Origin of the sequence: Flavobacterium piscis (assembly GCF_001686925.1) — a bacterium.
GTDB lineage: Bacteria > Bacteroidota > Bacteroidia > Flavobacteriales > Flavobacteriaceae > Flavobacterium > Flavobacterium piscis.
Map to the genome: position 1 here is coordinate 429,414 of NZ_LVEN01000035.1, position 11,701 is coordinate 441,114.

Annotated in this window: 5 protein-coding genes; 2 read left to right on the forward strand and 3 right to left on the reverse strand. The window is 37.0% G+C overall.

Going from position 1 to position 11,701, the window contains the following annotated elements:
• Positions 1–13: 13 nt before the first annotated feature.
• The 3 genes from FLP_RS16630 to FLP_RS16640 all read right to left on the reverse strand — a co-directional run bounded on the left by FLP_RS16630 (position 14) and on the right by FLP_RS16640 (position 5,322).
• Positions 14–3,403: a SusC/RagA family TonB-linked outer membrane protein gene (locus FLP_RS16630; protein WP_065450641.1), complete on the reverse strand. Its 3,390-nt coding sequence runs from the start codon at positions 3,401–3,403 to the stop codon at positions 14–16.
• Between the two features lie 326 nt (positions 3,404–3,729).
• Complete coding sequence (locus tag FLP_RS16635) at positions 3,730–4,650, reverse strand: FecR family protein (RefSeq protein WP_065450642.1); 921 nt, start codon at positions 4,648–4,650, stop codon at positions 3,730–3,732.
• Between the two features lie 114 nt (positions 4,651–4,764).
• Positions 4,765–5,322 carry an RNA polymerase sigma-70 factor gene (locus FLP_RS16640; protein WP_065450643.1) on the reverse strand — a complete coding sequence of 186 codons (558 nt, stop codon included), beginning with the start codon at positions 5,320–5,322 and terminating at the stop codon, positions 4,765–4,767.
• Positions 5,323–6,217: 895 nt separating this feature from the next.
• On the opposite strand from FLP_RS16640, the gene FLP_RS16645 reads away from it, so the two are divergent.
• Together FLP_RS16645 and FLP_RS25295 are read left to right on the forward strand one after the other, a co-directional pair.
• A complete protein-coding gene (locus tag FLP_RS16645) occupies positions 6,218–11,488 on the forward strand; it encodes an HYR-like domain-containing protein (RefSeq protein ID WP_065450644.1) in 5,271 nt (1,756 codons plus the stop codon).
• On the forward strand, positions 11,485–11,667 hold the full coding sequence (locus FLP_RS25295; protein ID WP_123921678.1) for an HYR-like domain-containing protein: 183 nt from the start codon (positions 11,485–11,487) through the stop codon (positions 11,665–11,667). The genes FLP_RS16645 and FLP_RS25295 overlap by 4 nt, the downstream gene beginning before the upstream one ends.
• Positions 11,668–11,701 lie beyond the last annotated feature (34 nt).

Genomic DNA, 11,701 nt, shown 5'->3' on the forward strand with positions numbered 1-11,701 from the left:
TGTTTTATGTTTTTTAAAAAGTTGCATTTACACCCGTCATATAAATACGGGAAAGTGGATATTTTCCTAAGTCCATACCAAAGTTGTTTAAGCCAACCTCAGGATCCATTCCTGAATATTTAGTGATCGTGAAAAGGTTTTGTCCTGAGATAAAAAATCTCAATTTTGCTTTTCCGTTTAGCCATTGGTCTTTAACCGTATATCCAATCGAAAGGTTTCTTAATCTTACGAAAGATGCATCTTCGATATAAAAATCAGAGATTCGACCAAAGTTATTGTTGTTATCTGTTGATGAAAGTACCGGAATACTAGTGTTCGTATTGGTTGGCGACCAGGCATTTTTAGACTCGGCCAATAAATTATATCCCGGGAAAGAACCGTTTAAACCAGTATGTTTTACCGCATTAAAAACGCTATTTCCTGCTGCTCCGCTAAAAAACACATTCATATCAAAACCTTTGTACTTAAAGTTCATGTTTAAACTAAAAGTGGTTTTAGGGAAAGGGCTTCCCAACACAACTCTATCGCTGTTGTTGATAACGCCGTCTCCGTTTACATCTTTAAATTTTATATCTCCCGCAACAGCGTTTGGCTGATACACTTCGCCTTTGGTATTTACATAGGCTTTTGCCTCGGCATTACTTTGGAACAATCCGTCTGTAGAATAGCCGTAAAAAGCACCAACCGGACTTCCTACCTGATATATATTGGCCAAAGGCAAGCTACGAACTCGGCTTAAATTCAATGGTTCAAGTGAGGTTAAATCGTCTTTGATCGAAACAATTTTATTGCTTAAAAAGGCTGCGTTTGCTGTTACATCAAATTTAAAATCGCCACGAGTTTTTTGGTACGTCAAACTTGCTTCAATTCCTTTGTTTTCTACATTTCCTGAGTTTACAATTCTCCCCAGCGGAGTTCCCGAAACACCCGGAAGCTGATCACGAACCAACATGTCTTTGTTTGTTTTTACATAAGCATCAAGAGATCCTGACAAAGCGCTATTGAACATCGTGAAATCTAATCCTACGTTGGTTTGTTCAGAGCTTTCCCATCTTAAATTAGGGTTTGATAATTCGCTTTCTGCGTATCCGTAATTGATTACCGGAGTTGACCCGATTAAACCTTGGGTTTGAGTTAATGGTACACTAAACTGGTATGGTCCAAGGTTTCCTAAGTTTCCTATTTGTCCCCAGCTTCCACGTAATTTTAATGTACTGATTATCGGATTAATGCCTTTCATGAATCCTTCTTCAGAGATTAACCAACCTGCAGAAACAGAAGGATAAACTTTCCAACGGTTTGCAGATGTTAGTTTTGAAGTTCCGTCACGACGCACAATTCCTGAAATTAAATATTTTTGATTAAAGTCGTAATTCAATCTTCCAACATAAGAAGAAATAATTTCTTCAGACAATCCGGCAGCTGTTTGCTGTACCAATTTAGCATTCAATAAATAACGCTGAGAGGCATCTTCGTTATCGAAACCTGTTCCCTGCACTGTATAAAAATCTCTTTTGGTTTGTTGGTACGTATATCCGGCCAAAGCTTTGAAATTATGTTTGCCTAATGATTTTTCGTAAGAAAGAGTCTGCTCACTTAACAAATCGGTTGTTGTTGAATTTGTCAATGTTAATCTGTTAAAATCAAACACTTTACCCGGTTCTGTAATTTTAACTGCAAAATCTGTTGAGTTGTTTTGAATTCTGGTATAACCCCAGTTTGATTTTACTTTTAATCCTGAAATAATTTCCCATTCGGCATAAGGATTGATCAAAATAGTCGAAACAGGATTTCTGTTGTCCAGTCTTTTTAAATACGCCACCGGATTAATCACGTCGCCGTACGAACCAATGTATTTTTCAGGAACTCCTCCAAATTGTCCTGAACCGTCTTCTCTGTAAATGGTTGCATTTGGCGGATAAAAAATCGCTGCTAAAATTGCACCTGTATAACCACTATTTGTATTTGCCGCCTGACCATCTGTTAAGGAATACGACATGTTTTCACCTAATGTAAAATTGGGCGCCAGTTTAAAAGAAGAGTTGGCTCTTGCTGTATATCTTGTCCCGAAAGTATTCAATAAAATTCCTTCGTTTTTTCTATAACTTCCTGACAAAAAGAAATTCGATTTCTCCGTTTTTCCGTTTACCGAAATAGACAAATCCTGAATCTCGCCTGTACGGAAAATTTCATCCATCCAGTTGGTTTTCGTTGTTCTTGCTGTTGGCTCAAATGCAGGATCAAAAGCAGGAATTCTAGGCATACCGGCATTATCTCTGGCTGTGTTCATAGCATCAGCATATCCGGCAGCATCCAACACATCTAATTTTTTGGCTACACTCTGAAAACCTCCCTGATAATTTACATTGACATTAATATGATCAGAAGTTCCTTTTTTGGACGTAATTAAAATTACACCACCGGAAGCCCTTGCTCCATAAATTGCTGCCGAAGCCGCATCTTTAAGCACACTTATAGATGCAATATCATTTGGGTTTAATGTGTTTAAAGATCCGCTGTAGATAATTCCGTCCAACACGATCAAAGGCGTTTCGGCATTCAGGGAACCAATACCACGAATGTTGATTGTTGGTTCAGCCGTAGGATCTCCACCGTTATTAATTACCGTAACACCAGCAACTGTACCTTGCAATAATTCGGCTGCACTGTTGTACGTTCTGCTTGAAGTTTCTTTCATAGAAACCGTTCCAACAGCTCCCAAAACTTCATTCTTTTTTACCGAACCATATCCCATAACCACAACTTCCTGAAGCTGTTTCATGTCGGCTAATAGTTTAACGCTTATGTTTTTATCCGAACTTGTTACTTTTACTTCCTGCGTAATATAACCTACGTACGAAAAAACAAGTACAGCTTCTGATGAATTGATTTCCATCTTGAAAGTTCCGTCAAAATCTGTCGTTGCAGTTGCATCCGAACTCTTGTCTTTTATACCCACGCCCGGCAATGGCATTCCGTCATCTCCTCCAAAAACAGTTCCTGAAATGCTTATTTTACCTTGTCCTGCATCTGCTAATTTTTGATTTTTTTTGATGACGATATTGTTACTTACAATTTCGTATTTCAGGAAAAAATTGCTGCATATTTTATCTAATGCCTGTTCTAAGGTTACGTTACTCAGTTTCAGGCTAATTTTCTGATTGGTATTGACCTGATTGGTTTCGTACATAAAATGTACATCAGCTTGTTTTTCTATTTTCTGAAAAACATTCTTTATCGTTTCATTTTCAACTTTTAAGGTTACCCTTTTACTGCTGTTAACGCTGGCTGCTTTCATTGTTGATCCTATAAAAAATAAAGCGACAAAAAAGAGTGCTTTAATCAAAATGGATTTTTTAATGCTCTGACAGTTTACAACATACCGCATTTGTTTTTGATTCATGTTTTTGGAATTTTAATTTGTGTTTGGATTATTGCTTGGTTTCTACGTAGATGATTGATTAACTTAATTTTAAAATACTTGTAATTGCGTAATTGTTTTAACACATAGGGACATAGCTTTTCTTTGTCGATAAAGGCGTTTCACTTGGAATAAATCACATTAGCTATGTGAAAAAATCATGATTTTCTAAAAGCATCTTAATTCTTAATTTTAAATCTATGTTTCTATGTGTTTAATTTTTTTGCTCGCAGATTTAGCAGATCGAGCAGATTTTTAATTTTTAATTCTCAATTTTTAATTCTTTTTATTCTCTTTTAAAGGTTTTCTTATTGTATGATATAAGTTCCTGCTTCAATTTTATAATTGGCATTGATGATATTGCAAACTAAAGCCACAACCTGATTAACAGGTAATTCTTTGAAATAAGCACTGATTTTTAGATTGTTGAGGTTTTTGTTTTCGATCTGGATCGCTACATTATAATTGCGATTGATTGTTGCAATAACTTCCGGCAATGGCGCATCTTCAAAAACAATAATATTTTTTCGCCATAGCGAAATAGAATTCACGGGAATATCTGTAAAGGCCTGTATCTTATTATTCTGAGATTTAAAAACTACTTTTTGTCCCGGAGTTACATACACATTCTCTTCGGTTACAGTTGATTTTACATTTACTCTTCCGGTTAAAACTGAAACTTCCTGTTTTTCGTGATCCGGATAAGCCTGAACATTAAAACTGGTTCCTAATACTTTGGTATCCATTTTATCGGTATGAATGATAAAAGGATGTTCTTTGTCTTTGGCGACATCAAAAAAAGCTTCTCCGGTAAGATATACTTCGCGTGTTCCGCCTTTAAATTCACTTGGATATTTTAAAAGACTTCCTGCATTCAGCCAAATTTGAGTTCCGTCGCTTAATGTTATTTTAGCGTGTTCGCCTAATTTGGTGGCATATTCTTTAGAAATTGTCTTTACAAATGAGAGGTAAAAAAAGCAGGACAGTCCCATTAAAAAAATTAGAGAAGCTGCCATAGTCCAGTTTTTACGATGAAGAAAAATAACCAGATTTGATTTTTTAATTTGTCTGATTTCTTTTTTAAGTTTTGAATGATCAGATGGTATTATAATAGCAGGATCTAAAATTTCCTGAGGATGATCGTACCAGTTATTCCATAATTCTTCTCCTTTTTCAGAAGGCTTTCCTTCTAAAAAAAGATGTATATCTTGATGTAATTTGTCAGGCATTATAATTTGTTTATCTCTTTAATAGTATGTCTTGGGATTGTTACTTTTGGGTAGGCGCTGAAGGTTACGCTTTTGTTAAGAAAAAGCGTTCAGCTTAATTTTCAATAACAATGATCAATTGAATTCGCCCAAATAATTGCGCATAAATTTTAACGCGTATGCAATATGATACTTAACCGTTTCGTGAGATACATTGAGTTCTTCGGCTATTTCTTTGTTGGTGTAATGTTTGATGCGGCTGAGAATAAAAACTTCTTTGGATTTTTTGGGCAATAGTAAAGTGGCTTTGTCTACCGCTTCCTGAAGTTCTTCGTAAAAGATAGCATCTTCGGTTGCATTGGTACTATTGTGGTCATTTGTATTTCTGTCGCTAACTTCTTTTATATATTGATCTGTAATAGTGTGCGATTTGATATAATCTAAAGTCACATAACGAACCGAAGTATAGATATAAGCCGCGAATTTCTTTTGAATGACCAAAGTCTTTCGACGTTCCCAAATAGTGGTAAAAACTTCCTGAACGATTTCTTCAGCAACCGGAACCGACTTCATTCGCATATAAACAAAGCGAACCAATACATCCCGATACCGAAAATACAATTCATCAAACGCTTTGTCTTTGCCTTGTTTCAATAATTCAACAAGCTGCTCATCCGTAAATCCTTTATACATGATGCAGTATTTTTGTATTATTTGGCAAATGAACGGCGCTTGCTAAAACACCAATTCTTATTATTTTTTTGCGATGTATTCTTAATTTAAAAAATGACATATACTACAAGTGTGTTGTTTATAATATGTCTCCAAAATTAGAACCGAGGGTAGGTCTGCAAGGTTACGTTTACATTAATAAAAATGTGTGCTTATAAAACATTGTATTAACATTTCGTGTCTTAGATGTTATGTAACAGATATTTGTATGATATCGATTATTAACTGCATAAAAAAGGGAACAGTTAAAAAACTATTCCCTTGAAAATTTACCTGCACAAATAAAATTATACTATTGTCAATGGTTAATAAAAAAAGCAGCGAGAGTATTAAAAAGAAAAAACGTTTCCGGAGTGGGTTAGCCACTTAGATTCACAATTGGAGTATTTTATCACACATCTTTTGAGCTGCATATTGGTAGAAATCAAAACAATATTTGCTGCATTAGATTTGCGTAATCATTTAAAAAACAAAAAAACCACCATTTATTTTTGTTTCCTTTTACTGTCCAAAAAAAAAATGCTAAAGCTCCTCTAAAAAGTAAGAAAATATTTTATTACTTTTATATAAAATTCTAACAACCAAAGCATTACGATTTATTTATAAGCCATTATACGCCTATATCTTTTTTACAACTCCATTTTTTGACAGCGTAATAAAGCAAAAAAGGTCTTAATCTGTCATTCTTTAAACTTTTATAGGTAATTACAAAGGTCTGTTTTGATAGACTTTTGCCGATTCACATATTAAAAGACTTTAACAACAGTAAGACACATGTATTTAATTTACAGCCTGATACTTGATATGTAATTAAGCATTGCAATTACTGTCAAAGGTTTCAGTTAATTTAAAAATCATGAAATCAAAAATTACTTTATTTTTACTTTTGTTTTCCATAATAAATCTGTTAGGCAACAAAACTTTTGCTCAAACCATTACGGCAACGGCAACGCCGTCAACTTGTGCCAATAATGGAACAATCACACTAATAGCTACTGATGTACCCGCTCCCATTACTTACGGTATTGCTAAATCTCCTTTTAACGAACAGGATATAATAAGTAGTTCTTCTGCCCAATTTACAATGCTGCAGCCGGGTGACTATTTTTACGGATACTTTAACGGAACAACTTTTGTAAAGTCTGCAACTACGGTAAATGTTGCTAATAATTATACTACCACCTCTCCAACGTTTTCTACTTACTATTCCATTTTTTACGCGTATTGCGGTTCTACAGATCCCCTGGGCTTCATATATGCGAACTTAACAGGAGGAAACAAGCCTTACAATGTAGAATTAAGAGATTCGAACAATAATCTTGTCCAGCAACAACAAACCCAATCTTCAGTTTCTTTTACGGGCGTGGCTGCAGGAAATTATACTTTAAAAGCTACCGATAACTGTGGTACCGTAGTATTGGCACCTAATACAGTGACAGTAAGACCTAATGTTCCTTATACTACTTTTACTTTAGATACTCCTAGTACGCAGCCTTATACAACTTATTTTAATGTTGTTTTTAGTACTCCTGGTGATGTATGTACGCCAATTACAAGTGCAAGTATTATCCATTTTAATGCTTTACTAAGTTTAACTATTAATGATATTACTACAAGCGGCTCAGGACCGACTGTACCTCAATATTACGGGTCAAAAAATGCTGTTTACAAATTAGAGGTACAAAATGCTGCCGGAGGTTTTGACGTTTATGATAATTTAACAGTAGAGCAAGCGTATGCTCTCGTAGCACCTCTGCCAAATGATCGCTCGAAATGGGGAATAATACGTGGCTCAGTAACCATTTGTGGTATTACAAAAACAAATCAGATAGATTTGGCTCAATACAAAGAATTTAAACAATTACCATTATCCTCTGTTGGAATTTCAATCTATGATGACCCAACTCCAGCGCCATGTGCACCACCAACACAAGTACAATTTACAACCAGTACCTATCAATCAGGAGGATGTCAGCCTATAACCTTAGATATAACAGAAAAAGGAACCTCTAACACACAGCATTTTGTAATTCCTCAGAATTTTTCAGTTAAATTGGACATCGGAAAAACGTATGTTGTTGTAATAAAAGATGCAACCGGGCAAGTTTTACCAACTTATAATTTTAAAAATTTAACCACTTCTACATCCGCAAAACCAACGCAGACAGATCCGAATAATCTTTTTATTGATCCTGCTACTTTCACACCCTTGGCTATCAAAGACAAAATTGTCTTTACAGATGGAATTAGTTCAAAATATATCGGAAAATCAGCTTTAGTCATAAGTAATCTAACAACAGCTTTAGGTCTAGTTGCACCTATTCGGATTCAGTCATTAAGCGGACCCTCTACAATAAATAAAACATTTACTCCAACCAGTACTAGTTCTAATTTTGGTTTAGGCAATGACCTAATTCCGGGAACATATAAAATAAGGATCACAGACAACCAGTGTTTTTCAGCAGATTATGACATCGTATTGGGTAGCTATATTATAAGCGTTGCACTCCAAAACGTGAGTTATGACCCAAGCCCTACTACTTGTGACCGTTATATTAAAAAAGGACAAATCAGAGTTACTGCAGTAGGAAAGAGTCTCCCAACAACTGGTGTGGACGTTATAACAACTGTGTATGGATCTAATAGTGCTTATCCGAGATTATTAAAAATGCCGGCAGGTGCAACATATACGAACAGTACTAGTTCGAATGTTACTCTTAGAGGAGATGCCACCATCTCTTTTACTTTTACTGCTGATATATCAGGAAGCTATGAAATGGCTTTAAGCCGTCAAAATGACGGCCGACTGGTATTTGCTTCAGAAATTTTTGAAAATACAACTTCTGTGCCTTTAGAGGTAGTGCCTAATTTCCCTTCTTTCGATTTAGCACAATCAGGTGGTGTCATTTGTCCGGGAAATACGACAGGAAGCCTTACTGTTAAAGTGAATAATACAATTGGCACTGTCAATTATTTTATAAAAAAAGATACTGATCCCGATTTTCCTGCAACAGGACAAACGAGTGCAACTTTTACAGCATTAACAGCAGGAAATTATGTTATTAAAGCAAAAACGTCATGCTTTGAAGTTATACAGCCTTTTACTTTAAAACCGGCAAATGAAATAGGCGACATTATTGTTGGAGATAATGCTTATTGTACAGGAGCTACTCTAAATTTATCTACCATTGCCTTAGGGCCAGTTACAAGTATTGTATGGACATTACCGGACAATTCAATAGTAAATAGCCCTGCTTTAAACATAAATAATGTTACAACGGCAAATACTGGAGACTACAGTGTACAGGTAGTTACTACATCGGGCTGCACTTTTAATGCAACAATTACGGTGACCATAAACCCAAATGCTGAGGTTGCACTTCCTGTCTTTAATGCTAGTAGTGTGCCTTTAATTTGTCAGTCGAGTTCGGTCCAGTCAATCGATTATTCAGCAACAGCGACAAATGCTACAGGCATTACTTATAGTATTAATCCGCCAGAAGCAGGAACAATTGGAGCTGGTTCACAACCGGGAATGGTTGACTGGAATTCTTCCTTTAACGGAACAGCCACTATTACTGCTACTGCCAGCGGTTGCGGAGCATCAAAATCAACTAATTTTACTGTAATTGTCAGCCCAAGATCAAATGCTGCTGACATAATTGCGGAGGGAAGAACAATCTGTCCCAACGAAACGGGTATAATTTTAACCGCGTTCGCTCCCACGATGTCCGATCCAATTTTTACTTGGTTTGATAGTAATCTTTCTTCGGCAACAATATTAGGAACTGGAGAAAATTTAGTAGTAAGTCCCCTCGTAACAACCACTTATTATGTGGACGTAGAAGGGGATAATTTTTGTAGTAATGAAGCAGGAAACAGGAAAGAGGTTACAGTAACCGTTAATCCTATAGCAACAGTTTCGGACATTACAGTAGCAGACCAAAGCATTTGCCAAGGAGAAACAGCTACCTTAACAGCTACAAGTGCTCTGATAAATCCTGTTTTTACATGGTATACTGATGCGGGACTTGTAAATTCGATTAGCAATGTAGAAACAATAAGTGTAAGCCCACAATTTACAACTACTTATTATGTAACAGTCGAAGCTGATGGTATTTGTGCTATTCCTCCTCCTGCTAAACCCGTTACAGTTACTGTAAATCCCCTGCCAACAGCACATATTGCATACTCAGACCCATTTACTTGTAACAGAGGTACTGCGACCATAACTCAAACTGGTCAATCAGGAGGAACTTACATTGGCGACGCAGGTTTAAGTATTAATGCTACAAGCGGAGAAATAAATTTAGCCCTTTCGACTCCTGGTCAGCATACAGTAACTTATGAATTTACTGACGGATTATGTTCAAATACTACAACAGCAAATATTGAAATAAGTGCTACGGTTTTGCCTGCCCCTTTACCAGATATAACAGCAGAATGCGAGGCTACTCCAACTAATCCAACCATTGAAGACCCCTGCGCTGGTATAATCGAAGGAACTACTACAACTCTTTTCCCAATAACACTACAAGGGACAACTCTTATCACATGGAATTTCGATTATGGAAATGGTTATACACAAACCATAACTCAAAATGTAATTATAAAAGATACGACTGCGCCTGTTGCCCCCCTTTTAGATACTATTACAGGAGAATGTTCAGTAACTCCAATTGCCCCAACAACCACAGATAATTGCACTGGTATTGTAACCGGTACTACTACAACTTTATTTCCTGTAACTGTTGTAGGAACAACCCCGGTAACCTGGTTGTTCGAAGATGGAAACGGAAATAGTGTAACAGCAATTCAGAATATAATTATTAGTGAAGTAACTTTAGCAGGAACAGCATCTACCACTTGCGCCAGCGATGGTTCAGGATATGTACTAACATTTAGTGTAACGGGAGAAGCTCCTTATACAGCAACAGGCACAGGCGCACCCGGTACATGGTCAGGCAGCACCTGGACATCACAACCTATACTGGCAGGAACCGATTATAATGTAAGCATTCAGGATGTTAATGCCTGCAATACTTTAACAATCGCGGATGTCGCACCAATTTGTTGTGTGTTTGAAGTAGTTTGCCCAACTTTCCCGTTAACAACCATTAGCTGTTACGATCAATTACCAACTGCTACCACTTTGACCGAAGCCGAATTTGAAGCTCTGGGAAATGGAGATGGAATCATCGGAGACATTCCTTGTGGAGCAATAGATATTACAGCTTCTAATGGAGTTGATCCCGGTTGTAACGGAAATATAATACGAACTTATACCGTAACAGAATATGCCGATCCCAACAATAATAAAGTACGGGATGTAGGTGAAAATACCATTTTAAACACTAGTCTTTGTACTCAAACAATTATACTAGGCAGAGCTGATTTTCTTGTACCAACAAATCAAGGATCTACAGTTGCGTGCGCTGCATCGATTATAACCCCAATAGTTCCCGTAGTAACGGATAATTGCGGTAATATACTAACACCATCTGCACCAGTGATATCTGCAACACCTGCATGTAATGGAGATGTAACTTACACCTATACTTTTACGGATTGTGCGGGAAATACACATGATTGGATATATACCTATACCATTGAAAGAGCAGATTTTACAATGCCGGCCAATCAGGGATCTACAGTTGCCTGCACGGCATCGATTGTGACACCAACGGTTCCCGTAGTAACGGATAATTGCGGTACTATACTAACACCATCTGCGCCTTTGATATCCGCAACACCTGCTTGTAACGGAGATGTAACTTACACCTATACCTTCACCGATTGTACCGGAAATACACACGATTGGGTATATACCTATACCATCGAAAGAGCAGATTTTACAATGCCGGCCAATCAGGGATCTACAGTTACGTGCTCAGCATTGATTGTAACCCCGACAGTGCCTGTAGTAACAGATAATTGCGGTAATACATTAACCCCATCTGCGCCTTTGATATCCACAACACCTGCTTGTAACGGAGATGTAACTTACACTTATACCTTCACCGACTGTACAGGAAACACACACGATTGGGTATATACCTATACCATTGAAGGAGCAGATTTTACAATGCCGGCCAATCAGGGATCTACAGTTACTGCGCAGCATTGATTGTAACCCCGACAGTGCCTGTAGTAACAGATAATTGCGGTAATACATTAACCCCATCTGCGCCTTTGATATCCACAACACCTGCTTGTAACGGAGATGTAACTTACACTTATACCTTCACCGACTGTACCGGAAACACACACGATTGGGAATATACTTATACCCTCCAACGGACCTAATATAACATCTGCTTCCATTCTGTATACTCCATTA